This window comes from Pedobacter sp. AK013, from assembly GCF_014205835.1.
Lineage (GTDB): Bacteria > Bacteroidota > Bacteroidia > Sphingobacteriales > Sphingobacteriaceae > Pedobacter.
Genome location: NZ_JACHCQ010000027.1, coordinates 21654 through 45696, shown reverse-complemented (window position 1 = coordinate 45696; position 24043 = coordinate 21654). Strand labels below are relative to the sequence as shown.

The 24043-nt window shown below is 38.8% G+C and carries 25 protein-coding genes; 9 read left to right on the top strand and 16 right to left on the bottom strand.

What is annotated here, in order from left to right; translation table 11 throughout:
- Nucleotides 1-236: 236 nt before the first annotated feature.
- Genes HDC90_RS17610 through HDC90_RS17595 form a run of 4 tightly spaced genes read right to left on the bottom strand, consistent with a single transcriptional unit; the run spans nucleotide 237 to nucleotide 2677 of the window.
- Nucleotides 237-1220, bottom strand: coding sequence for a hypothetical protein (locus HDC90_RS17610; RefSeq protein WP_184468722.1), 984 nt, complete (start codon nucleotides 1218-1220; stop codon nucleotides 237-239).
- Nucleotides 1221-1229: 9 nt separating this feature from the next.
- Complete coding sequence (locus HDC90_RS17605) at nucleotides 1230-1565, bottom strand: DUF3817 domain-containing protein (RefSeq protein ID WP_184468720.1); 336 nt, start codon at nucleotides 1563-1565, stop codon at nucleotides 1230-1232.
- Between the two features lie 12 nt (nucleotides 1566-1577).
- Nucleotides 1578-2042 carry a hypothetical protein gene (locus HDC90_RS17600; RefSeq protein ID WP_184468718.1) on the bottom strand — a complete coding sequence of 155 codons (465 nt, stop codon included), beginning with the start codon at nucleotides 2040-2042 and terminating at the stop codon, nucleotides 1578-1580.
- Between the two features lie 50 nt (nucleotides 2043-2092).
- Nucleotides 2093-2677, bottom strand: coding sequence for a TetR/AcrR family transcriptional regulator (locus tag HDC90_RS17595; protein ID WP_184468715.1), 585 nt, complete (start codon nucleotides 2675-2677; stop codon nucleotides 2093-2095).
- A gap of 170 nt (nucleotides 2678-2847) precedes the next feature.
- Between HDC90_RS17595 and HDC90_RS17590 the strand changes: the two genes are divergently transcribed.
- From HDC90_RS17590 to HDC90_RS17580, 3 genes are all read left to right on the top strand, one after another.
- The gene (locus HDC90_RS17590; protein ID WP_184468713.1) at nucleotides 2848-3708 is read left to right on the top strand and encodes an SDR family NAD(P)-dependent oxidoreductase; all 861 of its coding nucleotides are present in this window, start codon (nucleotides 2848-2850) and stop codon (nucleotides 3706-3708) included.
- Nucleotides 3709-3767: 59 nt separating this feature from the next.
- The gene (locus HDC90_RS17585) at nucleotides 3768-4691 is read left to right on the top strand and encodes an AraC family transcriptional regulator (protein WP_184468711.1); all 924 of its coding nucleotides are present in this window, start codon (nucleotides 3768-3770) and stop codon (nucleotides 4689-4691) included.
- 64 nt (nucleotides 4692-4755) lie between these two features.
- Nucleotides 4756-5154, top strand: a complete 399-nt coding sequence (locus tag HDC90_RS17580) for a hypothetical protein (RefSeq protein ID WP_184468709.1) — start codon at nucleotides 4756-4758, stop codon at nucleotides 5152-5154.
- A 375-nt stretch (nucleotides 5155-5529) separates the two neighbouring features.
- On the opposite strand, the gene HDC90_RS17575 is transcribed toward HDC90_RS17580, so the two are convergent.
- From HDC90_RS17575 to HDC90_RS17535, 9 genes are all read right to left on the bottom strand, one after another.
- Complete coding sequence (locus HDC90_RS17575) at nucleotides 5530-6879, bottom strand: alkaline phosphatase family protein (RefSeq protein ID WP_184468707.1); 1350 nt, start codon at nucleotides 6877-6879, stop codon at nucleotides 5530-5532.
- Between the two features lie 3 nt (nucleotides 6880-6882).
- Nucleotides 6883-8055 carry a metabolite traffic protein EboE gene (eboE, locus tag HDC90_RS17570; RefSeq protein WP_184468705.1) on the bottom strand — a complete coding sequence of 391 codons (1173 nt, stop codon included), beginning with the start codon at nucleotides 8053-8055 and terminating at the stop codon, nucleotides 6883-6885.
- Nucleotides 8056-8058: 3 nt separating this feature from the next.
- Nucleotides 8059-9222 carry a 3-dehydroquinate synthase gene (locus HDC90_RS17565; protein WP_184468703.1) on the bottom strand — a complete coding sequence of 388 codons (1164 nt, stop codon included), beginning with the start codon at nucleotides 9220-9222 and terminating at the stop codon, nucleotides 8059-8061.
- A gap of 26 nt (nucleotides 9223-9248) precedes the next feature.
- Nucleotides 9249-10133 carry a UbiA-like protein EboC gene (gene eboC / locus HDC90_RS17560; protein WP_255497737.1) on the bottom strand — a complete coding sequence of 295 codons (885 nt, stop codon included), beginning with the start codon at nucleotides 10131-10133 and terminating at the stop codon, nucleotides 9249-9251.
- Nucleotides 10134-10137: 4 nt separating this feature from the next.
- A complete protein-coding gene (locus tag HDC90_RS17555) occupies nucleotides 10138-11124 on the bottom strand; it encodes a TatD family hydrolase (protein WP_184468702.1) in 987 nt (328 codons plus the stop codon).
- 26 nt (nucleotides 11125-11150) lie between these two features.
- Nucleotides 11151-12008, bottom strand: coding sequence for an EboA domain-containing protein (locus HDC90_RS17550; RefSeq protein ID WP_184468700.1), 858 nt, complete (start codon nucleotides 12006-12008; stop codon nucleotides 11151-11153).
- A gap of 21 nt (nucleotides 12009-12029) precedes the next feature.
- Nucleotides 12030-12410, bottom strand: coding sequence for a transmembrane 220 family protein (locus HDC90_RS17545; RefSeq protein WP_167293666.1), 381 nt, complete (start codon nucleotides 12408-12410; stop codon nucleotides 12030-12032).
- Between the two features lie 210 nt (nucleotides 12411-12620).
- Nucleotides 12621-13490 (bottom strand): alpha/beta hydrolase, encoded by an 870-nt coding sequence (locus HDC90_RS17540; RefSeq protein WP_370576644.1) that lies wholly within the window; start codon nucleotides 13488-13490, stop codon nucleotides 12621-12623.
- A 113-nt stretch (nucleotides 13491-13603) separates the two neighbouring features.
- Nucleotides 13604-14515: a helix-turn-helix domain-containing protein gene (locus HDC90_RS17535; RefSeq protein ID WP_184468696.1), complete on the bottom strand. Its 912-nt coding sequence runs from the start codon at nucleotides 14513-14515 to the stop codon at nucleotides 13604-13606.
- Between the two features lie 209 nt (nucleotides 14516-14724).
- Between HDC90_RS17535 and HDC90_RS17530 the strand changes: the two genes are divergently transcribed.
- On the top strand, nucleotides 14725-15270 hold the full coding sequence (locus tag HDC90_RS17530) for a hypothetical protein (RefSeq protein ID WP_184468694.1): 546 nt from the start codon (nucleotides 14725-14727) through the stop codon (nucleotides 15268-15270).
- A 113-nt stretch (nucleotides 15271-15383) separates the two neighbouring features.
- On the opposite strand, the gene HDC90_RS17525 is transcribed toward HDC90_RS17530, so the two are convergent.
- On the bottom strand, nucleotides 15384-16250 hold the full coding sequence (locus HDC90_RS17525; protein WP_184468691.1) for a LysR family transcriptional regulator: 867 nt from the start codon (nucleotides 16248-16250) through the stop codon (nucleotides 15384-15386).
- A gap of 72 nt (nucleotides 16251-16322) precedes the next feature.
- Between HDC90_RS17525 and HDC90_RS17520 the strand changes: the two genes are divergently transcribed.
- From HDC90_RS17520 to HDC90_RS17505, 4 genes are all read left to right on the top strand, one after another.
- Nucleotides 16323-16868, top strand: a complete 546-nt coding sequence (locus HDC90_RS17520; RefSeq protein WP_184468689.1) for a GNAT family N-acetyltransferase — start codon at nucleotides 16323-16325, stop codon at nucleotides 16866-16868.
- Nucleotides 16868-17806, top strand: coding sequence for a DMT family transporter (locus HDC90_RS17515; RefSeq protein WP_184468687.1), 939 nt, complete (start codon nucleotides 16868-16870; stop codon nucleotides 17804-17806). The genes HDC90_RS17520 and HDC90_RS17515 overlap by 1 nt, the downstream gene beginning before the upstream one ends.
- An 88-nt stretch (nucleotides 17807-17894) precedes the next feature.
- Complete coding sequence (locus HDC90_RS17510) at nucleotides 17895-18470, top strand: Crp/Fnr family transcriptional regulator (protein ID WP_184468685.1); 576 nt, start codon at nucleotides 17895-17897, stop codon at nucleotides 18468-18470.
- Between the two features lie 64 nt (nucleotides 18471-18534).
- On the top strand, nucleotides 18535-19545 hold the full coding sequence (locus tag HDC90_RS17505; protein ID WP_184468683.1) for an NAD-dependent epimerase/dehydratase family protein: 1011 nt from the start codon (nucleotides 18535-18537) through the stop codon (nucleotides 19543-19545).
- A 248-nt stretch (nucleotides 19546-19793) separates the two neighbouring features.
- Here HDC90_RS17505 and HDC90_RS17500 read toward each other — a convergent pair whose 3' ends face one another.
- Nucleotides 19794-22568, bottom strand: coding sequence for an outer membrane beta-barrel protein (locus HDC90_RS17500; RefSeq protein ID WP_184468681.1), 2775 nt, complete (start codon nucleotides 22566-22568; stop codon nucleotides 19794-19796).
- A gap of 334 nt (nucleotides 22569-22902) precedes the next feature.
- On the bottom strand, nucleotides 22903-23433 hold the full coding sequence (locus HDC90_RS17495; protein WP_184468679.1) for an NAD(P)H-dependent oxidoreductase: 531 nt from the start codon (nucleotides 23431-23433) through the stop codon (nucleotides 22903-22905).
- 96 nt (nucleotides 23434-23529) lie between these two features.
- On the opposite strand from HDC90_RS17495, the gene HDC90_RS17490 reads away from it, so the two are divergent.
- Nucleotides 23530-23883: a helix-turn-helix domain-containing protein gene (locus HDC90_RS17490; RefSeq protein WP_184468677.1), complete on the top strand. Its 354-nt coding sequence runs from the start codon at nucleotides 23530-23532 to the stop codon at nucleotides 23881-23883.
- The last annotated feature ends 160 nt before the right edge of the window (nucleotides 23884-24043 follow it).

The window sequence follows — 24043 nt, the reverse complement described above, 5'->3', positions numbered from 1 at the left end:
AAATGTTAAGTTGCGTCATTAAAAAACATCGTCAATGGTAGTAAGATGTAATGGGCTTGAGAATCCTCTGGCTCTGCCAAGCAAAATCTATTGATATAGATCTCTCCTGTATATCGTTACCCTGAACTTGGTTCAGGGTCTTTCATACAAATAGATCTCTTAGTCACGCTTCAGTCCAGATAACACTTCGCTTACCCTGCGCTTTTTTCTCTGTGTTCTTGGCGGTTAAAACCACATTACTTTAGTCCGCTAATGTATTTTCTCATTAACGCTACCCCTTCCTTATCGATAACAGTTGTGCCCAGTTTTGGCATATGAAACTCCCCCATTTGGTTTGTTCTGATGATGATGTTACTTTTATTAAACCTGATTCCTGTATGTTCCAAATCCGTTCTGTAATCGAGGTTTAACGTGGTATTACCAGCAAATCCACCGGCTTGATGGCAATGTGCACAGTTGATATCCATATAGGCCCTCGCGCGTTGCCCTACAGGTATGGAGGTATCATGATCATTAGGAAGATGGGTTAATGAATCGATTTTACTCTTTTTTATCACTCCTCTTTTCATCAGGTAACTTAATTGGTTAACACTTTCGCCACCTCTTTCAACATTGAAATTCAGATTTCTAGCTTTCGGTCCGATTGGAATAATGACGTTATTTTGCCTATGGCAGCTTCCACATTCTTGTTTGGAGGGAATATGATAAGAAATCTTTCTCCTTTCACCATCTAAACCCGTAAAATCAATTGGAATAGCTGCACCATCGGCAATCAGGTCTGCTTCATTTTGAGCTGCATTCCACCGGAAAGTCGCCACGTTCCATTTTGATTGATGCAGGATCAGCAAACGTGTTTCTATAATTGCTCTGCCTTTTTTAGCAACTTTTGAATAATAAAAGGTTTTGGCTATAATAGTTCCTTCAGGAAAAATGGGTAAACCTGCTCCATTCAACACCATTTGTTTCCCTTTCGGCAATTTAATAAGGCGTTGTTTTTCGGCATAATCCGTAAAAAGAGTGGAAGCAAGTTCAAAAATTTCTACACCATCATTCGGTTTAAGCTTGGCCATTTCCCCTTTAAAAAGCTGGTAAGACGAAAGTTTAGCTTTAAAACTGATTCCATTATCAATGTTCTTCTTTCCTGAACTGTTACACGACCAAACATAAACAATTGGGCAAACCAACACGGCAATAATGATACTGTACTTTTTATATTTCATGCTATATCACTAACTCAGGTTATCGTCTCCTTCGTGAATAAGTGATTGTGGTATCAGAATATATTTATCGATATAAAAAGTACCAAAAGGAATCACGCAGGCCAATAGTACTTTCCAGGTTACTTTAGAAAATACCCATTTATAGGCCACGCCTACGCTGAAAGTAATGAAAACAAAAAGACAAAAAAGTAATCCATGGATGGGCCCCATCAATTTTACCAGTTCAGGTCTGTGCAATATGTATTTTAGCGGAACGGCAACAAATACAAGTACCAATAATGAGGTCCCTTCTAAGAAACCGATAATTCTTAATCTTCCGATCGGGGTTTTTAACAGATTTAGCATAACAATTTGATTTTAAAAAGATCTTAAAAATGGACGACTGACAAGAGGTGAAAATGGCCATGGAATAGCGATAAGTATGACCAAAAGCGCCAGGCAAAACCAAAATAACATGGTTGAAAATTTTTGGGAATCGGTTTCCATTCTTTTTGCCTTTGCAGAACCGAGCGTAATTAACACTACAGATGTGGCCATGAGCCAGATATGGATATATTTAAAAAATACATGTTCAGAAATTAAATGACTGTTATCACTTTCTGCTATTGCAAACTTCACCACCGGACTGATCATATACAAACTTAAACCCAGCAAGAGCTGAATCTGCGAAATGGTGGCGGTAGTATGCCGCATAAAATTGGCATGAGCCGTAAATTTAAGGTGCTGAAAGTGCCCCCTTGCAGCAAGGTAGATGCTGTAAAGCAATGATAGAAGTACAAACCAGCGGTTAATAGAATGCAGGCCGAGAAGAATTTGATGCATATTGAAACAGGTTGAAACATACTAATTAGTATGTTGTGGTATAAAAAAATTTAAAGTTTATTTAAATAGGTTTTAAGGCCTTTTAAGTAAGTTTTGTAGCTCGATTTGCCTAGTGCTTTGCCGATATTCCTTACTCCACCATAGCCTGAAATCACCACCATGGCCACTTCTTCAGGTACAAAAGTGCCCGTAAAAATATGAGCTTCCTTTCCTTTATTGAGCGCGGCTACAATTGCATTTTGCCATTGTTTAACCAATTTGGAAAGCGCTTTTTTAAATACCGGGTTCATTGGCGACATTTCTTCAATCAGGTTAATGGCCGGGCAACCATAATCGGGATTAAAAAACACAAAATCGTTCAGGAGGTTTTCCATAACGTTGTAAATGTCTTTAGCAGGGTTCTTTCCTTCTTCTAAAGGTTTAATCATGACGTTGTACATTCCCGGATACAATACTTCAGTAATCAGGCTTAGGCCCATATCATCTTTGGTTTTGAAATGATAATAGAAGGCCCCTTTTGTTACCTGTGTAGTGGCAATAATTTCATCAATACTCGTAGACTGGTATCCTTTCCGGTATATCAACTCAAAAGATTTCTGTAAAATCATCATCCGCGTATCGGCTGCTTTAGACATAACATACTAATTGGTATGTTGACAAATATAGATGGATTGCGATTTAAAAATTTAATTAATGTGTCATCATTTTGTATTTTCTCATTTTGGCTACAAAAGCCCTCAATTAGGCTACACATCGGCCTCACACCTTGCCCACCTTTGATCTATCATTTATTCAGATAAAAATTATGGAACATCAACAAGAACATCAGGGTACAAATACCCAAACAGTTAATAAGGTTTGGTTTATTACAGGTGCATCTCGCGGATTTGGCCGCGTATGGGCAATAGCAGCTTTAGAACGCGGCGATAAGGTGGCAGCAACGGCAAGGAACCTATCGGGCATTGCAGATCTTCAGGAAAAGTATAAAGAAAATATACTGCCCCTTGAACTTGACGTAACTGATTACGACCAGGTAGCAAAAACCGTTCAACAGGCGCACGAACATTTCGGGCGATTAGACGTTGTTTTAAACAATGCGGGTTATTCGCTTGTAGGTACTATTGAAGAAGCTACTATTGAGCAGGTTAAGGCTATGTACAACACCAACATTTTTGGAGCGGTGACTGTTATACAAGCTGCGCTGCCCATATTACGCAAGCAGGGCTTTGGCCACATTTTAGGTACATCCAGCAATCTTGGCCACGTAGTTTTACCCGTTATTGGGTATTATTGTTCATCTAAATGGGCATTTGAAGCCATTCACGAAAGCCTGGCCGCAGAGGTAAAATCGTTTGGGATCAAAGTAACCATTATCGAACCAGGCGCCTACGCCACCGAATTCGGAAGTCAGGCTTCTTTAAAGTTTGCAGATGGATTAGAGGTATATACCGACTTTAAAGCAAAGTTTTTTGAAGGTTTGCAGCAAATGGAAAGAGGTAATCCGGAGGCAACACCAGAGGCCATTTTTAAAGTTGTGGATACAGAAAATCCACCTTTACGTTTATCACTTGGCAGCCATAACCTGGCTTGGGTACGTACGGCTTATGCTGAGCGTATAGCCAGCTGGGAAGAATGGGAAACCGTATCGAATGCAGCACAGGGTTAATTAAATCAAACATATAACCGATAAACACAGACTTATCGGTTATATTTGTATATATCAGTATGAAAAAGGTAGACAATAGCCCTTATAAATTCAATTCGTTAACAGAAGCACACCGGATGTTGGGCCTGCCCCAGCCTAAACACCCCTTGATCAGCCTGATTAACAATGAAGATCATCCGGTTGAAATGAACGGACAGCCTAATTCGCATATCCTGAATTTTTATAAGATTTCGTATAAACCAAAATTAAGTGGCAGGCTAAAATATGGCCAGAGTTATTATGATTTTGATGAAGGCGGTTTATTATTTGCTGCTCCCAACCAGATTATTGGTCATGATGAAGATTTAAGCTCAAGTGTTTGCTCCTTATTTACTTTATTGATCCATCCCGATTTTTTACTGTCTTATCCAATAGCAAAAAAAATTAAAAGTTATGGTTTCTTTTCATACTCGGCCAATGAGGCGTTGCACCTATCAGAAAAAGAAAAAACCACTATTATTACTATTTTTAAGAATATTGAGGAAGAACTGAACAGCAGGATTGACGATTTTAGCCAGGATGTGATCATCACACAAATCGAACTGTTGTTAAATTACAGCAACCGCTTTTACAAACGGCAGTTTATTACGCGCAAAGTATTAAATAACGACCTTTTGCAAAAACTTGAAGAATTGTTAGAGGAATATTTTAACGATAAAGTAACCATGTTTAAAGGTTTACCTACGGTGCAATACCTTTCCGATCGTTTAAATGTTTCGCCAAGTTATTTAAGCGATCTACTCCGTTCGCTAACCGGACAGAATGCACAACAACATATCCACCAGAAACTGATCGAAAAAGCAAAAGAAAAATTATCAGGCACCAATTTATCGGTGAGCGAAGTGGCATACGAACTGGGCTTTGAACATCCGCAATCATTTAATAAATTATTCAAAGCAAAAACGAAGGTATCGCCATTGGCATTTAGAAAAATGTTTAATTAGCAAAAGACAATTTTGATGTAGCGTTTTGATTCTCTCCATCGTATAAGCTGTAAATTAAAGCTTTATGAAAAAGATATTATTACTCATCTTGGCTGCAACAGGCCTTTTGTATATATCCTGCAAAAAATCAAACAACAATAATGACGGGCCGGGCGAAGTTTACGGTAAATGGAAACTGACCGAAACGATGTTTGATATTGGTAATGGAAATGGTAAATACACGAAAGTAACTGGCGAGGCCAAATACCTTATTCTAAGCAAATCGGCAGACAAAGCCGGTAAATTTGAAGGAAATGCCATGCCCGGCTTATTTTCATTCAAAATTTTAGACAGCATAAAAATGGAAGTTTTCAGTAACACTTATAAAATGCCATTGACTTATTATTACAAAGTTTCGGCAAAATCGCTGCAGCTTAATCCACCTTGTATTGAGGGGTGTGGCTATAGGTTTGTTCGGGAATAATAATATTTGTTACCTCAGTTCTATTATTAATATACTTTAACAGGTATACTGCAGGCATTTTTCGTTCATAGCCGTCACCCTGAACCGAGCCTTAGCGAGCTCACCGAAGGTAATTTATTTCAGGGTCTATTTAGCATTAAAGATGCTGAAATAAATTTACTGCGTAGCTTTCCGCTGTGCTACAGGTCAGCATGACGATCTCGCTAGTTTCACGGGCTTAAAATTAGTCAGTATGAATAAATTGATCGAACTGAAATCTGTAGGTAAGGTTCTTAAAAGCTTAATTTATTTGAACTTGAACTCAACAAGATCTTTCTTAAATGCGATCATCCGGCTGATCCGATAGCGATCAGTCAGTAAAACCGGCGATCTTTTTTAAACAGTCAAACTATCCCAAATCACTCGATAAACGTCTGGTGCCTTTAAGGTTTTATCTATTGCTTTTGAAGTAACCAGAACAGGTTTAAACCTATCGGCTACTTTATTGCTACCATGCGATCCTTTAACCAAGGTAGCATCGAGTGGAATTACATCCATCACGTAACGGAAGCCGGCTTTTTTTCTTAAAAGCTTGTAAGCTGCCCGCAATTTAGAGGTCATGAACATTTCTACAGGATCGTAGCCTGGTTTTTTATGGATATCTACCACCCTGGCATAATCAGGTGCTTTGGCATCGTCAAGCCAGAAATAATAGGTAAACCAGCTGTTTTCATTGGCCATCAGTACCAGATCGCCTGAACGTTCATGGTTGATGTGGTGTTTTTTTTGTTCTTCTTTATCTAAAACCAGCTCAACACCGGCTACATCTTCCAATAAAGCCTTCACTTGTTCCGTTACGCTTTTATCGTTAATGTACACGTGTGCAATCTGGTGATCGGCTACGACAAAAGCTTTAGAAGCGCCAGCATCAAGCAGTTCCAATCCTCTTTCTTCGCGGATCTGGATCAATCCGTTTTCCCTGAACAGGCGGTTTAAATGGACAGGATTATTTACCGGGGCTATGCCATATTCGGAAAGTAATATGATACGCGCCCCCCTGCTTTCATAAAAATGCACCAATTCTTCTACCACCTGATCAATTTCTTTCAACTCTGCGCTGATTTTATCTAGCTCAGGGCCAAACTTTTGCAGGCAATAGTCTAAATGGGGCAAATAAATTAAAGTAAGCGTAGGGTTATGCAGCTTTTCAGTTTCCATTGAGGCATCTGCAATCCATCTCGTTGATTTAATATTTGCACCAGGACCCCAGAACTGAAACAAAGGGAACTGCCCCAGTTTAGCCTGTAAATGGTCGCGCAGTTCGGCCGGTTGCGAATAACAATCGGATAATTTGCGTCCATCGGCCAGGTAATTTGGGCGCGGTGTTACCGAAAAATCGACTGTCGAATACATATTGTACCACCAGAACATATTGGCACAGGTAAAATTAGGATCTTCCTTTTTAGCCTGATCCCATATTTTTTCGGCATTTACCAGTTTGTTAGACTGCTTCCAGAATTTAATTTCACTATCCGCATCATCATACCAGCCATTCCCTACAATACCATTTTCTGAAGGATATTTACCTGTTACATAACTCGATTGCACCGCCGTGGTAACTGCCGGCAACAAAGGTTCTATAGTTGTTAAATGGTTTTCGGCAATATATTGCTGAAGAAAAGGCGTATGTGCTCCAATTACGGAAGCAGATAAGGCTACGATATCGATAACAACGGTTTTATGCATAATCTACTGTTCTAATAATGTTTTTACCCAGGCCAGTTCCCTAATAATGGAATCATTCAAAGGTGCTTTCAAAGCTGTTGGCAAAACCTCCCAGGTATAAGTTTCTACTTCCAAATGTGTGGTAAAAGGACTATTTTTTTGCAAGTTTAGTACCTCGACAATGTCCGACTGTGTAGATTGGATCAGGCCCATATCTTCAACAAAAATAGGTACATGGAAATGGGCACGCCACTCCTCTACCGATAAATCTTCAGCCGCTGCCAGAGCCTCTGCAAGATCGGGATACCGCAATAAAGCACCATTGTTTTTACGCGCAATTACCTGATGAAGATAAGTAGGTTCATCAAAGCGACCGAGTTGATCCAATACCGCGGATCTTTCCGAAATAGATGCTGGCAATTTAGCTTTTAATGCAGCACTGATCTGGATTTTCCCAATTTTAATGCCTTTCTCCTGCAATTCGTTTATAATGGCTATATGCGGTTCGTAACCGATGGCAAAATGACAAACATCATAACACAAACAGATGTGATTTTTAATCAGGCTTTTATCATTCCCTGCAGGCAAAAGTACATTTTCATACCAATCAATAAATTCTGGACCAGATTCAAGAAAACCATCTGGTTCGGGTTCAATATCCAGGTGGATGAGCTTACCGGTCTGCTCCTGTATGGCATGCAGGCCTTCGGCAACTTTTACAATATTAGCAGTTGCCTCATTTGTAGCATTTTCTCTTGCCGCTGCATCGGTAAACCATGGCTTATAACTCAAAGGGGAAGTAGAAATGCCCCCATCCATATCATCAGGAAGCAACTGAGAAAGGATGTTTGCCAAACGCAGGGTATAAGCCACCCTGTCTTCGGTGGTCCAATCGGGTGCATGTACCTGATCTTTAACCCTGGTATGATGAAAACCGCCGTAGGGGAAACCGTTCATCGTAAAAACATAACCTCCTTCATCCTGAAGCCATTGTTTAAAAACGGCTAAATGGTTATCCTCCAAAAGCTCAATACTGGCGAGATTGGAAAGCCGTAAACCGATGCCCATTGGGGCATTAGGCGACAGCTGCTCTTTCAATATTGGAAAACTAGCCTTCAGCACGGCAAAATGTGCCATCCAGTTTTCGCCTGCGTAAATATTGGTACAAAACGTTAAATGGCCAGAAGTTAATTTCATAGCTTAATGTTGAATAATGGCAGTTTGGTTATTTAAATTTTCTGCAGCTTGTTTTAAAATATTGGCATCAATTTCATGCACTTCCTCGCCACTGCCCAGACCTGTAAGCAAAGTAATGGTGAGTTCGCCACCAAGATGCTCCCTAAATTCTTCCAGTCCCTGCAAAATTGGGCTATTGCCTTCGGTAACCTGTAACAAAGGATGTGTTAACTCGAAGCCAAGTTGCTGAATCAGGGCGATTACCCTTTGCGCATCTTCTGCACTTATCCTGCCCGATAAATTGGAATATACGGTATCCAAAGCAATACCCATGGCAACAGCCTCACCGTGCCTCACTTCGAAATTGGTTAAATATTCTAATTTATGTGCACTCCAATGCCCAAAATCCAAAGGTCGGGCTGAACCATTTTCAAAAGGATCGGAACTGCGGATATGCTCCATATGGAGTTTTGCACATTGCCAGATCTGGTAGTTCATGGCAGTGGTATCCCGATTTGCAAGTGCAGTGGCGTTCACTTCCAGCCACTCAAAAAATTCTCGGTCTTTAATCAGTGCCACTTTAATGGCTTCGGCTATGCCTGAACGCCAATCACGATCAGATAAAGTGCTTAAAAACATTTCATCGTTAAAAACGGCAACAGGTGGCGAAAAAGTGCCCAAAAAGTTCTTTTTATTAAAATAATTGATTCCGTTTTTTACCCCAACACCCGAGTCGTTCTGCGAAAGCACAGTGCTTGGGATTCTGATATGTTTAATACCCCTGTGGGCTACTGTAGCCGCATAACCTACCATATCAAGTACTGCCCCACCACCAATTGCAGCAACAAACGAATGCCTGTCTATACCATGAATATGGATGGCTTCCAATACCTGATCAAAATATCTAGTATCGTTTTTTACCTGTTCTCCCCCAGGAATAACCAAGATATCCTGAACTAACTCCGTTTGAGGGTATTTTGCAAAATAGGTTTTAATCTGTTTATTAAGCTCTTTGTGTGCATTTGCTACACCTTCATCTATTACAAATAAGATCTTCTTTACGGCAACAGCCGGATTTAGGTTAACTAAAAAACTGTTTAACAGTTCGTTTTCAGGCAAAAAAAGCGATGAAGTAAAGAAAACATTGTAATTATATTGTACAGTAAAGGATTGATGTAAATGTTCCATATCAATTGGGAATGTGTGTTTGATGGTTAAGTAACGGCAAATAATTTAGAAAGCCATATAGAAAGTGGCAATAAAGCTGCAATAATAAAAGCCAAAATAAGGGCATCGAAAGTTACGGCCCAGGCCGCATCCATCAAAATAAGTGAAATTACGCCAGCTTTTACTGCCCCACCAATATTTTTACCAATAGGTTCTTTTATGGCTTTTAAAAGCGGCCTGAAAATCATAAAGGTAAAAGGAACCAGGAACAACAGCGACCACAACAACCTATCGTTTACAAAAGCAAAATAAGCGATTGCACAAATTACAATTGCATACAGAAATGCGGCCAAATATAAGTTTTTAGTATGCCCTCCATGAACTTCGCCACGGCTGGTCATCGTAATGGAGAAGATATAAACTACGGGAATAATAGCTAAATAATAATGGCTGTAAAGCATTTCTGGTACAATACTCAAACCCAGCAGCAGGTTAAACCCACGGCACAAGCCCATATTCAACGGTCCGAAAAAAGAATGGTGTTTGCCAAATTTATTATAAAGCAAAGCAAAAATAGCCACTAACAGCGCTAATAATCCAGAGGTTAAACTATTTAAAGCAGCCAAAGCAATTCCGGCAAAGAGCAACAAACTTCCTAAAATAGTTGCATGCTTTAAACTGATTGCGCCACTCGGAATAGCTCGCTCCGGACGCTCTATTTTATCCAGATCGGCATCAAAAACATCGTTAAAAACGATTCCTCCTCCATATAAACAGGCTGTTGATGTGGCTAAAAATACAATGGACAACCATGGAATGGAAAATCCACTGCTTAAAACTCCAGAAATGGCAATTCCTGCCAAAATATCGGCTACAGACGTTACAATATTGGCGGGGCGCATCATGCGCAGATAAACAATTATTTTTTTCAATACTTTAGCTGATGATAATAGACGATTTATCTGTTCTTGGTTGCTGTCCGCCACGTAAAATGGTGTTACCTTCAAATTTTTCAGTAAGGTCAACATTTTTTTGTGCATTAAAATCGGCTTCATCTAGCTGTCCGCTCTGCGCAAATGCAGTAATCGCATTACGGTAAGTAACCAGTTCAATATCCTCATCGCTTAAACCACGCATTTTCATCAAAGCAGCGGTTTTTGGTACCGCCAAAGGATCGCTGATACCCCAATCGGCAGCAGAATTTACCATAATGCGCTCTGCGCCGTATTGTTTTACAATTTCTACCATACGCTCATTACCCATTTTAGTAAATGGATAAATGGTAAAAGCTGCCCAGAAGCCTCTATCTAATACTTCTTTTACCGTCTCCTCATTATTGTGATCGATAATTACGCTATAAGGATCGAGGCCAAGCTCCAAAGCAATGTCCATGCTGCGTTGTGTACCTTTTTTCTTATCACGGTGTGGTGTATGCACCTGCACAGGCAACCCCGCTTCTTTAGCAAGTTGAAGCTGTAATCTGTAATATTTTTCTTCGGCAGCAGTCTGGTCATCAAAACCGATTTCGCCTACGCCAACCACACCCTCTTTATAGATAAACAAAGGCAATATTTCCATTACCTGCTCTGCAAGGCTTTCGTTATTAGCCTCTCTTGAGTTAAGCCCAATGGTACAATAATGTTTAATACCAAATTGAGAAGAGCGGAAACGCTCCCAACCGATCAGGCTACTATAATAATCTCTAAAACTATCCAAGCCTGTACGTGGCTGCCCCAACCAAAATGCGGGCTCTATCAAAGCAACAACGCCTGCATCGGCCATCGCCTGGTAATCGTCTGTTGTTCTCGAAGTCATGTGAACATGTGGGTCGAAGAATTTCATCCCCTTTACGGCACTAATATCGAACGCTTCAGGCTCCCCCATCAATGCTTTATCTCTTTCAATTGAACTACTGCAACACATATATCTCTATTTTGAATTTCTAATGGTTAAAATGAATCCCAGTTTAAGTTCCCTTCTGAAAGGGCCAACTTAAGTTCAGGAAAAGTGTTAATATAATCTTTTGCCGGTTGATAATCAGACTGAAAAACAGCGAGCGCAATGGCGCGTTGTTCAATTTGATCGTAACGCTGTAAACCTCCCTTAAGGTTATCAAAAATCTCGGCATTGATAAATTTTCCAACTAAACGCCAGAGCTGTGGATTTACCTTTCGCCCTGCAGCCCAGCGTTCTTTTGCATAATCTATCAACGTTAATGCAAGATCAGGATTTGCTCTTTTATCTAAACCAATAATGAGGTTGATATTTTTCTCTGTAAAAAAAGCTTTCAGCACCAGTTGGTTCCAGGCGGCTTCATCCAGATTTTCTGAAGGATAAGGGTTGTTTTCCATAATCGCCTCCAAAACCGATCCGATATTACTCCTGATTCCTTCAGCACAACGCTTTACCCAAATTTCAGGATGAGCTAAAAATGGCAATGCCGAATATAGAGCTACAGCTTCATTCACCTCTGCCGACAGGAATAAAGGATTAATGGTTGACAACAACAGTTCTTTGTCATCCAGATTTAAATTGGACAACAACCACACGCGACTAAGCCTATCGATGGTCCAATAACGAATATAGCCAAAGCCTGCTGTATCCAGTACTTTTTGTTGGTCTTCATTAATGGCAACCAGCAACTTACCTGTTTTACGGGGCAGCATCACAAATACTTTGGCTAACTGTGCCGATTGGTCTGCCGATTGTATAAAATCTTCCAGCCAATTTTCGGCCGCTAAATTGATGTTGTTTTTAATTACAGCCCCTATTATTTCTTTTACCGCCTTCATATGATCATCTCTCATCAATAAAACTGTTAAAGGAACTTAAGCCGTAATGCCCGCAGAAACAAAATAATTGATCAGCAGTGCACCTGCAATAATCAATAAGCCAAAAAATTCGCGTGTTTGCTCAATATAAGGCTTAGTGGCCTGCATGCTCTGCACCAGACTTTCGCGCCTATACTTGGTAATCCAATCACGGACACCATCTTTTGCGAAGAAAAGTATAACGGCATAGATCAGGTAGAAAGCAGTTAAAAATAGATAAGCAAAAGGATAAAATTTACCTGCTGCAGCTAATCCACAGCATATTGCAGCACTTAGGTAGATAGACACCCATAAAAAAGCATCATTATCGTTAAGGTTTACATAAGCAAAACCCAAAAATGAGATACAGAAAATAATGTTAAGAATAATTAAAAGCATTTTTAGTTATTTGGTTTAAAACAGGCTGAATCGATTGCTCGATTTTTTCATTGAAAAACAAAGTTATTTAAACTGAATGCTTTTTTTGCTTAAAAAATGTAAATTATATACTGCTATAAATTTTTTTTTTGATTAAAAGTGGCTGGTGTAAAATTCAAGACACAGCCGATTTTGAATGATGGTATCTAACTTTTCAAACCTGGTTGTTTATCAATCAGCAGATCCAAAACCGTTTTTTCTCATCCATTCGTAGCAGCTTACCAACCAGCTATCTTTATTCTCTTCATCATAAATACCAAAACCATGGCCACCCGTTTGTAGGATATGCATTTCACTTTTAACCTTTGCTTTTAGCAATGCATCGAAAAACTGCAGGCTATTTTTCACCGGGATTACATCATCATCAGCCGCATGAACCAAAAACGTTGGTGGTGTAACCTGGCTTACAGACTTATTGGTGCTGTATAATCCCAATGTTTGTGGGTTAGGATTTTTTCCTATTAAATTTTCTCTGGTGCGCGGTATATCCGGATCATAAATGATAACAGGATAAAGCAAAATCATGAAATCGGGCCTGAGCGATGTATTTTCTTTATTATCGATCACTACCCTGTTTAACTGCGTACCTGCTGTTGAGACCAGATGACCACCTGCCGATAGTCCCATCATTCCTATCCGGTTCGGGTTTATATTCCATTCAACAGCTCTTCTGCGTACCGTTTTAATGGCAGTTTGTGCATCTTGCAACGGACCAATTGCTTTGTCGATCATAATTTTATCGCTAGGCAGCCGGTACTTCACTACAAAGGCAGCAACGCCTAATTCAGTAAATGCCTTAGCGATTTCAACGCATTTTTTTTGAGCAAGAACAAAATAGCCACCACCAGCAAAGATGATTATAGCTGTTCCATTGGCTTTATGTTTAGCTGGAAAATAGGCTTGCATAGTAGGTATGCTTACATTTTTTATCAAACCGCTGCTATCGGTTTCTTCTCTATAATCTGCAGGCGTTTTCTTTGCATTTGGCACCTGGCCCTGGTAAAGTGGAATAGTAAGATCCTGGGCATAACAAAATGACACAGACAAAATATAAAAGAAAAAAATTAAGGCGCGGTTCATGTAAAGGGCTTGAATTTATAAACTGGTTAAAATTACGCCCTGTTTAACAGCAAACATGTGCAGAAATGCGCTATTTATCGATGCATTTTTCTGAACACTAAGGGTTGAAGATCGTAGGCAGATTTAAAGGCCCTGCAAAAAGCACTCTCATTTTCAAACCCACTACCCCAGGTTATTTCATGGATAGGTTTATCTGTGTTTTTAAGTAAATCTACAGCTTGTTTAAGTTTTAGCTGAATCAGGTATTGATGTGGCGTAACCTTAAATACAGATTTAAACTGTCTGATGAGTTGGGGAACCGATAAACAGGCTACACTACCTAATAATTTTAAATCGGGTTTCTCCATAAAAGTTGAATGGAGAAAATCTTTCGCGATACACAAACGCTTGTAAATTTCGATTTTTGAGGATGGCTTTATGGCCTGCACCTCTTTTATTTTTTTCGTATCAGCTTTAAGGGTACTGATCAGGTGTCCGAGTAAAAACACCAGTTGTTCATCAGTACCATCATCATAACCGTTATTTTCGAGCCCCGAAATAAGCGTTAGCAGTTGCAGCTGTAGTTCCGGACTGATATCGTTCAATGTCTGAAAAAACTCTGGTTGCTTGTTATTACTGTAAAATGGGTTATCTAATAATTCCGTTTCACTTTTTAAGGTATCCTCCAATACCCGGGCAGCAAAATCTTTCTGAAAAAAAACCGATAGCCCCCTTACCTTATCATGGGTATCGATCTTGCAAGAATAGTTCTGTTCATCATTGAGGATCAGGAACTGCCCCTGCCTGACGGCCAACCGACGCCCATTTACCCCATACCACTCTTCTCCTTTTAATATGGTTTTGAAAGAAAGGCAGCCCACATGGTCGTCGCAAAAACTGTAACTGCTAAGCGTATTGAAAATAACATTATGTGTTTTAAATCTTCCAAAATGAAGATCCTCATCAAAATCAGGACTGGAATGATCTGGTAACGAAGTTAAATACATTATTGATCCTATTTTTGAACTAAATGTTAATACAAGATACTAATTGCTGCATGAAAGGTCAAATAAGCAGTCGAAAGCACCAGCGTATGGCCATCACGATCAAACAACAATACACTCATCTTCAATAACTTAACATCCAAATAAATACCATAATTCTAATACTTTATTTTTATATTTGGTTTAGGCCATTCATTAAAAACCTCTCCAATATGCCTCTACCAAACCCTTGGTTTGAATTAAACGAAAATTCAAGCGACCTCAACAATGTTATCAGTTTTATTGAAAAGTTACCGGATAACTTAGAAAAAATTTGTGAAGTTGACACCTTCAAAACGCTCTTAAATAATGATAAGGACCACTATCAGGTTGATTATTCGTTATTTGAGGAAGCTTTTAATGAAGCAAAGAAAGTACTGAAAGATAATGTTGCTATTTTGAAAGATCAGATTTCGCATATTAATCTCAGCTATCAAGAAAATCTGAAAACAGTAAATGATATTTTAAATGATATCGGATTTACAGGCGCCTCATTAAAACTAAAGGCGCGATTACTCAACAAGCTTTGGGATGGTGTAATTTCCGCAGGTAATGGCATCATTAGTTTTACAAGTAATCCTATTATTAAAGCATTGAAAAAATTTCTGACTTACCTTAATAATTTACTCGGAAGTTTAAAAACATTGCTACCAGGAATCGATGCCTTTAAAGAAATAAAGGAGGTCATCGAAAGCTACCTTGATGAAGCAGAAGAATAGTTGTTTCACATACATCAGCTTAAAACAGCCTTTATTTATTCTGGTATGGTTCAAAATAAAGAAAGGATGTAAAACGCTTAAATCTATAAAGTTTTAATTATTTAGCTTTACTGCTAATTTTCGAAAACAAGTTTCAAAATATTGGCAAGTACAGGGTTATGGTCATCGGCCCGCCAATTGATTAATATATCGGTTTTAAAAGGCAGTGGTATAAACCGCAGGCCAGGACTTTGATGGTGCATATAAGAATCGGGTAAAATAGCTATCCCCAAGCCTTTCCGTACGAGTGCAATAATGGTTGATCCAAATTCAGAATGTAGAAACACATCAGGAACAAAATCATAAGATTTGAAAAGTGCCTGAATAATCTCGCTATAACTGCTCCCCTCATCTTTGGTAGGCAATATAAACTTTTGTGCTTTAAGGCGCTTTGTAGATAAATCCTCAAATTTTTTAAAAGCATGTGCTAATGGCACCACCAAAGCCAGGTGGTCGGAATATATTTTTTTTGCATGAATGCCTTGCTCACTGGTGATGTCTCTTGTAATGGCCAGGTCTATCTTATAGTTCTTTAGAAAATCCAGCTGATTTTCATATAAAACCTGCACCAACTTAATTTGAAGCTTGGGAAATGCCTGTGTTATCTTCGCCAAAATATCGGGCATGATAGAAGCCGATATGGAATCAGGATGCGCGATGGTAATGGTTCCGCGTTCACCAAGGTGAAGCTGCTTGGCAAACTGGTGGATATATTCGAGTTCATTTAGCTCTACCTCCCACTTTTCTTTTAAGAATTTACCCGCTGGAGTAAGCTTTACATTACGTTTGTTACGCTCGAAAAGCTGTAAACCCAGTTCACTTTCGAGCGACTGTATCTGACGGCTAAGGGCTGATTGTGTGATATTTACCTTTTCTGCCGTTTTCCAATAATGAAGCTGTTCTGCCAGGGCTAAAAAATACTTGATTCGCTGAAGATCCATTAATGCAAAATACGCATTAATAAATGAAAAAATAGCATTTTATCACATTTAAAGAGTTGTTACATTCGTGCCATGGAGCAGATCATAATAGAAAGGGCAACAATAACAGGTATCAGAACATTACAGGAAATCGGGAGAGCAACATTTTCTGAAGCTTTCGCAGCAGTAAATAGCGAGGAAAATATGAAAGAATATCTCGAAAAAAGCTTTTCAGAAGAAAAACTGAAAACGGAACTGGGTAATCAGGATTCTCAATTTTATTTTGCACTGCTTGACGGAAAAGCAATTGGCTATTTAAAAATCAATACTGGCCTGGCGCAAACCGAAAAACTAAATCTGAATGCACTTGAAATTGAGCGGATTTATATTTTGAAAGCATTTTATGGTCGAAAAGTTGGCCAGCTACTTTATCAAAAAGCCATTGATATTGCGCACGAAATACGGGCCAGTTATGTATGGCTGGGCGTATGGGAAGAAAACCACAGGGCTTTAAGGTTCTATGAAAAAAATGGTTTTATAGCTTTCAACAAGCATAAGTTCTGGCTTGGAGATGATGAACAAACAGATTTGATGATGAAAAAAGTGTTGGTTAGCGAAAACGAATTAAAAGTATCCTAATGGAAAAAAGAAACCTCTTTTTAATTTTATTGATATTGGGTACCGCTTTCTGGGGCATTTCCTTTTCAGTTACCAAACTAGCTATTGGCCAGCACCAGCCAGTTCTGTTTTTATGCTATCGTTTTTTACTCGCCACAATAGTTTTATCCGTTATTTTCTGGAAGCATGTAAAGAAACTAGATTCAACAGCTATTAAAACAGGTGCGGGTTTGGCTATTCCGCTGGTATTGGGTATTTATTTACAAACACTGGGCATTACCCACACCTCAGCATCTCAATGTTCGTTTGTGGCAGGCATAACAGTTGTAATGATTCCAATCATTAAACTTCTTATTTACCGGAAAACTGCAGCACTTAAAATATGGATTGCCGCGTTCACGGCGTTAATTGGGCTTTTTGTAATATCAGTTACCGATAAATTGAGCATTGGAACCGGCGATTTATACACTATTATAGGTGCTTTTTGTTTTGCAATATATTTAATCCAGGTTGAAAAGGAATCAACAGCGGGCAATATTATCCCCACCATTGTACCTATGTTTGCCACTTGTGCCATACTAACCTTCTTGTTAACATTTATCCAAGGAAACCCTACCTGGATTCCTCAGGAAGAAACGTTTTGGATTGGCATTATTTTTTGCGCACTATTTTCAACGGCCTACATGTACACCATATCAAATATTTCTCAGAAGTACATTAGTGCCGAAAGGGTATCTATCATCTATCTTTTCGAACCCATATTCGGAGCATTTGCCGCCCACTTTATTTTGGGAGAGGAAATTACATCAAGGTTATTGATTGGGGGTGGAATGATATTTTTGGCAACGCTTATCTCTGAACTTAAGTGGAAAATGCCAAACCAATTTGCAATACTTAAGATATCGAAAGAAAAAAATATTAGATCTAACCCAACACGCTTTTTCAAATTAAAAAATTAACCCATCACTCAAGCTGAAAGTGTTTGAATAAATATATTTAATAAAACAGTTATGATGTTGCAGGACTATATTTTTTTAAGTTTGCAACATGCATAACCACCTTATTCAACTTATTGCACAAAATGTGAAAATTTCTGATTCGGAAAAAGACCTATGCATTCAATACTTCGAACCGGTGTTGTATCCGAAAACCAGGATAGTTGAAGAGGAAGGAAAAATCCCGGCTTATCTATATTTTGTCGTATCGGGTTTTGTACGTTTATTTCATTATAATGACAAAGGCGATGAGGTAACAACACATATCAATTGCCCTCCGGGCTTCATTACTTCGTATTCTAATTTTGCAAACCAATGTAAATCTGACGAAAACATGGAATGCATTACAGCATGTGAGCTTTTACGTATTAACAAAATTGATCTTGACTGGCTTGTACAACAAAGTCCTGCATTTAAGGCGTTCAGTTTTTTTGTATTTCAGCAATCTTTGTCTTACAATGAAAAACGTTCCAGGGAACTGGCAACGCTTAGTGCAGAACAACGATATTTAAAACTGCTGAATGAACACCCCGAAGTGCTACAAAATGTACCGATGCAGTATATCGCTTCTTTTCTGGGAATGAACGCAAAAAGTTTGAGCCGTATCCGAAAACAAATCATTAGGTAACATTTGTGAAGTGGTTTTAAATGGGCAAAATTGAATTTTGCATCATCATTTAAAATCGATGGATATGGTAAATAAAAATTTAGTACTCGTGTCTGGTGCTAACGGACACTTGGGCAACAATCTGGTAAGATTATTAATAAATAAAGGGTTTAGGGTTCGCGCATCCGTTCGCAACATAAAAAATAAAGACTGCTTTAAAGGTCTGGATTGTGAAGTTGTGCAAGCAGATATTACCGATAAAGCTTCATTTGTTAAAGCCTTAGAAGGCGTTGATATATTTTATGCAGTAGGTGCAGCTTTTAAATTGTGGGCCAAAGACCCGAAAAAAGAAATTTACGATGTAAATATGCAGGGAACGCGTAATACAATAGAAGCCGCAGCAGAAGCTGGCGTAAAAAAGATTGTTTATGTGAGTTCTATTGCAGCGCTGGATTATACCCATCTCCCCACAAAAGAAAGTAATGGCTATAACCCTAACCGCAGGGATATGTATTACAATTCTAAAAATGATGGTGAAAAGCTTGCTTTTCAATTAGCTGAAAGATTAGGTGTCGAATTAATTTCAGTAATGCCCAGTGCCATGATAGGCGGTGAAGCGTTTTTTCCTTTGAATGTTTCTTATGGCATATTGAAATTGATTTTGAATAAGCAAATTCCAATAGACACCAAAATTACACTCAATTGGGTAGATGTGAAAGATGTTGCCGAAGGCTGCTATCTTGCGGCACAAAAAGGCCGTTCAGGTGAACGTTATATCCTGGCCAATGAAAAATGCATGACCATAACAGATACCACCAAGTTAGCGCAAACACTTTATCCGGAATTGAAACTCAAAGTGCCTGGTACAGTCCCTAAATTTCTATTATATGTAATAGCAGGTTTGATGGAATTTTCAGCCAAAATAAAAGGGGCACCACCTATTATCACCACAAAAGATATTGCTATGTTTTCGGGGCTTCAACAGGATTTTGATATTTCCAAATCAAGGACTGAATTGGGCTTTAATCCAATAAAACCAGAACAGGCAGTAAAAGAAGCAATGGCTTATCTGATGGAGCACAAGGAACTTTTGTAAAATTTAACAGATAATAAGGCATGCAGATGAGTGAGCACGAATTTGCATGTCTTCTAACCTACTTTTCCCATAAAAACCCGGAAACCGATTAAAAGCAATGGCGTTTGAGTTTTTTTAGTTATTATTTTAATGGTGCTCAAGAATATTATAACCTTTCCAAAATTAGGTTATCATTTGCCGGACGGACATAAATTTATCATTATACCAGGTTTTTAAATAACAGTTACTATTACCTGAATTGGCTCTTTTTAAAATTTAAACAACTGATTTCTTCCGCCAATTTTATCTCCGAAACTGCGGATATTGTAAGTAAATGTAAGCAGTCCGTATCGCCTGATGGTGCTCCCCTGCATGTCCTCAATAAGGTTTTCGCGGATCATCCGTGAAGCTAAAACATTTTGATCAAGGATATCATTTACAGCAAATTTTAACTGCCCCCTGTTGCCTTTCAAAAACACATAGGTCATTGCAGCGTTCCACTTATAATAGCTTTGCAGCAGGCCCGGTACAGCATTAGGGTTATAACGATAATCTAACTGTGTTTCCCAAACCCAATGCTGCCCAAGGCGATATATTACCTCGCTCCGTGCATCGTGATAATTTAGTGTCTGGCTACTAAATTCAGTGCTTTCATAATTACTATGGTAATGGGTAAAAGTGTATGATTGATTGAGTTCAAACTTATCGTTCAGGTTAACCCTTACCTCAGCCGCTGGGCGGATATTTAGTGTCCTGAACCCGCTTTTCATCCCATTAAGCATTACGAACGAACTATTTAACGAACTGCTATTGGATGCTATAAAAGATACCTGGCGGTTATTCTCCATCTTCCAATCTTTTTGAAAGCCCAAATTGTTGCTTAGCGTCCAGATTCCGTTAGCATTAATGGGAATGGTGGTTTGCACGGCTGCGCCATTAATGGTTCTGGATAAAATGGTTGCGTCGTCTATAACAGTACCGCTAACATTAAAATTGTAGGTAAGCAGGTTTTTGGTATCGTATTTACGCACCCCCAGGCTTAATGAATTACTAACTGCTGGTTTAAGGTTGGGGTTACCGTTACGAATAAATAAAGAGTTAGTATTGTTAATGATAGGCTGTATGTTTGCCAGTGCAGGCTCGCTGAAATTGCGTTTGTAAGTTAGGTTGAAAATATTGTAACCCAAATCAAAACTAGGTAATAAAAGGCGATAATGCTGGTTAACAGGGCTACCGGTAGAGAAAACGTTTTTAGCATCAAAAACGGCCAATGTTATACCCGGCCCAAAGCTCCATTTATTTAATTTCCATTTTAGGCCGGCTGTTGCATCTGCACGGTGCCCAGTACGTTCATAATCCTGTGTAAGGGCAGGTACACCAATAACGTACTGGTCAAACAGATCAGGAAAAAAAGTGTCCAGATCGTTCTTATTTTTAAAATAGTTAGACGTCACGTTTGCGCTGAAATTCAACGACGGAGCAAGCAGATCTGAATAAACCAACATTATAAAATTGCGGGTATCTACCACATCATTTTTACGCAATTGGTTGACAGTGCTTTGCGCAGGCGGCTGAAAAAACGAGTTCTGGATTAAATTATAGAGGTTATTTTTTGAGTTATCAACCGTTAAAGCGTCAACAAAAAACATACTGCGCCCCTTTTTAGTAAAAGTTGGTATAACCTTTAACCACGACATAAAGGTTGTAGAATTATTGCGTTCATCCTGCTTATTGTCGCTTGTGCTTAATGTACCTTTAATGCTGGAGCTGGTATTAAGGTTAAAAAACTGGTCGTTATTTTCTTTTACAAAAATTAGCTGTGGCTTAAAATCTATATGCAGTTTTGGGGCAATATCAAACCCTATTCTGGTACCTATTAAATGCGCATATTGGTTATTATGCTGGTTTGTATTTTGTAGGCTGGTTAATACAGTATCGCTGTACAATTGCTGTGTGTTGCGCAGTTCGTCATAATCAGAAACTACCGCGCCATAAAAATAGTTAAGGCTAAAATCTACTTTTTTGTTGATGATGGTGTTGAAATTGCCACCGCCACCACTTGATGTCATTATCCCGTTACCATAACCACCAAAAGATACTTTATCGATAGAAAGCCCACCATTACCGTTGCCATTGGCATTGCCCCAACCACTTCTGTTAAACCCGCCAACCGACCGGATATCTGTAAAAGAGAAAGAAGATTTGTTTAAATTGTTTCCGTAACCCAAAATGCTTATCTGTGTGGTGTCTCTGAAAAAATTAAGTAAAGCGCCAGCTTCCCCTTTATTTTTAACACCGGCACCTGCATAAACCTTACCAAACATGCCTTTCTTAATACCAGGCTTTAGTTTCAGGTTTATTACTTGTGGTATATCAGCCTCCGGCATTAAAGGATTAAATTTAAGCGCCTCTTTATCATTTGTTACCTGTATTTTATCAATGGTATTGGCAGGCAGATTTTTAGACGCAATATGCACATCACCCCCAAAAAACTCTTTCCCATCCACATAAATGGTTGTTACCTTACGGCCATTTACCATAATATTCCCATCCTTGTCTACATGCACCCCGGGTAATTTTCGAAGCAGGTCTTCTACCAATGCATCAGGCAGGGTCTTAAAAGCAGCCGCATTAAATTCAATAGTGTCTTTTCGTACTACAACTGGTGGCCGTTCTGCGTTTATCGTCACCTCTGTCAGATCAACAGCTGATGTTATCAAAGATAGTTTCCCCAAGTCTAATAATTGCTGACCGTTTTGTACTTCGAGCGCTTTACGATAAATGGTGAAACCCATATACGTAATTATAATCCGCAATTTTATGCCAACAGGTACGGCGGCAACCTTAAAACCGCCTTTTTCATCGCTTAAGCGATAGCTTATCAGTGTAGTATCGCTAGCCCTGAAAATACTTACCGTAGCATATGGCATGGCTTGCGCTGTTTTGGCATCTATTAATACCCCTTGTATGATTGCCCTTTGACTTTGGGCCTTTGAAAAAATGAATAACGTACAAAATATTAAAATAAGTAGAGATAGTTTCATTCGGTTTGGTTAAAGTTTTCTGTTCTAAAAGACCCCTTGTTTTAATAAAAGTTGCATAATAGAGATACTTTGAACAGGTACCTTCAAAAAACTCGAACTGAATAGAATTGTTAATTTCAATCTTTGGGAGTAGAAATTCAATCAAAATGTCACATAGCATAACCCCTTTTAAAATGATGAAAAAAGCATTAATTACCGGGGCCAACTGAAGCATAAGGCGCGCAGTAGCCAGACGGCTGGTCGGCCAGGTAAAAAACACCAGGCTACATCATTAACCAATAAAAACCAGATCATTATTTGTCCATTACAATTGTTTCACTAATGGAGCAAGCTTTTATAAACTATCCATGAAATCCATAAAAGGAACTATACTTTTTTCAATCCATTGCTTTGAACTGTTCCGCTCAATGCCGTAGTAAGCAAAAAACGGCCTGTAGTCAGCCTTCACATATTCAAAAGTTAGTTCAAACGGCCGGGTTAATTCGGCCAAAGTATATTTATACTTTCCCATTGGTTCGTATTGGTCTTCATCTATTCCTACAGACATGGCCAGGGCAATTTTCTTACCCGAAATTTTATAACCGCTATTGCTTCCATACGCCCACCCATAGGTAAGAACATTATCCAGCCATTTCTTAAGTAACGGTGGGCAATTGAACCAATAAAATGGAAATTGAAATACAATTTTGCCATATTGCTCAATCAATTTTTGCTCTGCAACCACATCAATTTTCTCATCGGGATAAACAGCGTGTAATTGATGGACGTGATATTGATTAGGGTGTTTATTCAATTCCTGTATCCATCTTTTATTAATTACTGAACCCTCCATATCGGGGTGAACAACAATCACCAATGTTTTCATATCAAGTAAATTTAAAATCGTTGCACAAAAGTATTGACGAAACATTAATTTTGCATGTTAGCTACCCATTGTATGGTACTATAAAAAATGTAAGTAATGACCAAGATAAAAGAAGCCTCCACAAACTATGTGAATAAGCAGGCATTAGCCAATGACTGTTTAGAGGTTTATGCTTCCAATATCATCGGCGGCCAGTGGGCATTGGCTATTTGCTGTTATCTGATAAACGGAAAGCGCCGATTTGGAGAACTGAAAAAGTGTCTGCCAAATATCACTGAGCGGATGCTTACACTGCAACTCCGAAAACTGGAAGAAAACAAAATTGTAAAACGTACGGTTTATGCCGAAGTGCCTCCCCGTGTTGAATACGAGCTAACACCGATCGGGGATGATTTGAAACCAATTATTAAAGAACTGGAAAAGTGGGGTAAAAAACACAAGGCACTTTAATTTCTTATATCCATTTTGAATACTGGCCTTTGATAAGGAAACACAAGGGGTAATAAAAATATGAATTCTGTTTAAAGATCAAACTAAAGAGACTGCAAATATAATTCGCAGTCTCTTTAATAATTTCCCCAAGAAATTTAAATATGTATCAAAAACAAAG

What these genes read in the sequence shown, in the direction of transcription:
- HDC90_RS17610 (WP_184468722.1), bottom strand. Translation starts at nt 1,220, where the DNA reads ATGAAATATAAAAAGTACAGTATCATTATTGCCGTGTTGGTTTGCCCA.
- HDC90_RS17605 (WP_184468720.1), bottom strand. Translation starts at nt 1,565, where the DNA reads ATGCTAAATCTGTTAAAAACCCCGATCGGAAGATTAAGAATTATCGGT.
- HDC90_RS17600 (WP_184468718.1), bottom strand. Translation starts at nt 2,042, where the DNA reads ATGCATCAAATTCTTCTCGGCCTGCATTCTATTAACCGCTGGTTTGTA.
- HDC90_RS17595 (WP_184468715.1), bottom strand. Translation starts at nt 2,677, where the DNA reads ATGTCTAAAGCAGCCGATACGCGGATGATGATTTTACAGAAATCTTTT.
- HDC90_RS17590 (WP_184468713.1), top strand. Translation starts at nt 2,848, where the DNA reads ATGGAACATCAACAAGAACATCAGGGTACAAATACCCAAACAGTTAAT.
- HDC90_RS17585 (WP_184468711.1), top strand. Translation starts at nt 3,768, where the DNA reads ATGAAAAAGGTAGACAATAGCCCTTATAAATTCAATTCGTTAACAGAA.
- HDC90_RS17580 (WP_184468709.1), top strand. Translation starts at nt 4,756, where the DNA reads ATGAAAAAGATATTATTACTCATCTTGGCTGCAACAGGCCTTTTGTAT.
- HDC90_RS17575 (WP_184468707.1), bottom strand. Translation starts at nt 6,879, where the DNA reads ATGCATAAAACCGTTGTTATCGATATCGTAGCCTTATCTGCTTCCGTA.
- eboE (WP_184468705.1), bottom strand. Translation starts at nt 8,055, where the DNA reads ATGAAATTAACTTCTGGCCATTTAACGTTTTGTACCAATATTTACGCA.
- HDC90_RS17565 (WP_184468703.1), bottom strand. Translation starts at nt 9,222, where the DNA reads ATGGAACATTTACATCAATCCTTTACTGTACAATATAATTACAATGTT.
- HDC90_RS17555 (WP_184468702.1), bottom strand. Translation starts at nt 11,124, where the DNA reads ATGTGTTGCAGTAGTTCAATTGAAAGAGATAAAGCATTGATGGGGGAG.
- HDC90_RS17550 (WP_184468700.1), bottom strand. Translation starts at nt 12,008, where the DNA reads ATGAGAGATGATCATATGAAGGCGGTAAAAGAAATAATAGGGGCTGTA.
- HDC90_RS17545 (WP_167293666.1), bottom strand. Translation starts at nt 12,410, where the DNA reads ATGCTTTTAATTATTCTTAACATTATTTTCTGTATCTCATTTTTGGGT.
- HDC90_RS17535 (WP_184468696.1), bottom strand. Translation starts at nt 14,515, where the DNA reads ATGTATTTAACTTCGTTACCAGATCATTCCAGTCCTGATTTTGATGAG.
- HDC90_RS17530 (WP_184468694.1), top strand. Translation starts at nt 14,725, where the DNA reads ATGCCTCTACCAAACCCTTGGTTTGAATTAAACGAAAATTCAAGCGAC.
- HDC90_RS17525 (WP_184468691.1), bottom strand. Translation starts at nt 16,250, where the DNA reads ATGGATCTTCAGCGAATCAAGTATTTTTTAGCCCTGGCAGAACAGCTT.
- HDC90_RS17520 (WP_184468689.1), top strand. Translation starts at nt 16,323, where the DNA reads ATGGAGCAGATCATAATAGAAAGGGCAACAATAACAGGTATCAGAACA.
- HDC90_RS17515 (WP_184468687.1), top strand. Translation starts at nt 16,868, where the DNA reads ATGGAAAAAAGAAACCTCTTTTTAATTTTATTGATATTGGGTACCGCT.
- HDC90_RS17510 (WP_184468685.1), top strand. Translation starts at nt 17,895, where the DNA reads ATGCATAACCACCTTATTCAACTTATTGCACAAAATGTGAAAATTTCT.
- HDC90_RS17505 (WP_184468683.1), top strand. Translation starts at nt 18,535, where the DNA reads ATGGTAAATAAAAATTTAGTACTCGTGTCTGGTGCTAACGGACACTTG.
- HDC90_RS17500 (WP_184468681.1), bottom strand. Translation starts at nt 22,568, where the DNA reads ATGAAACTATCTCTACTTATTTTAATATTTTGTACGTTATTCATTTTT.
- HDC90_RS17495 (WP_184468679.1), bottom strand. Translation starts at nt 23,433, where the DNA reads ATGAAAACATTGGTGATTGTTGTTCACCCCGATATGGAGGGTTCAGTA.
- HDC90_RS17490 (WP_184468677.1), top strand. Translation starts at nt 23,530, where the DNA reads ATGACCAAGATAAAAGAAGCCTCCACAAACTATGTGAATAAGCAGGCA.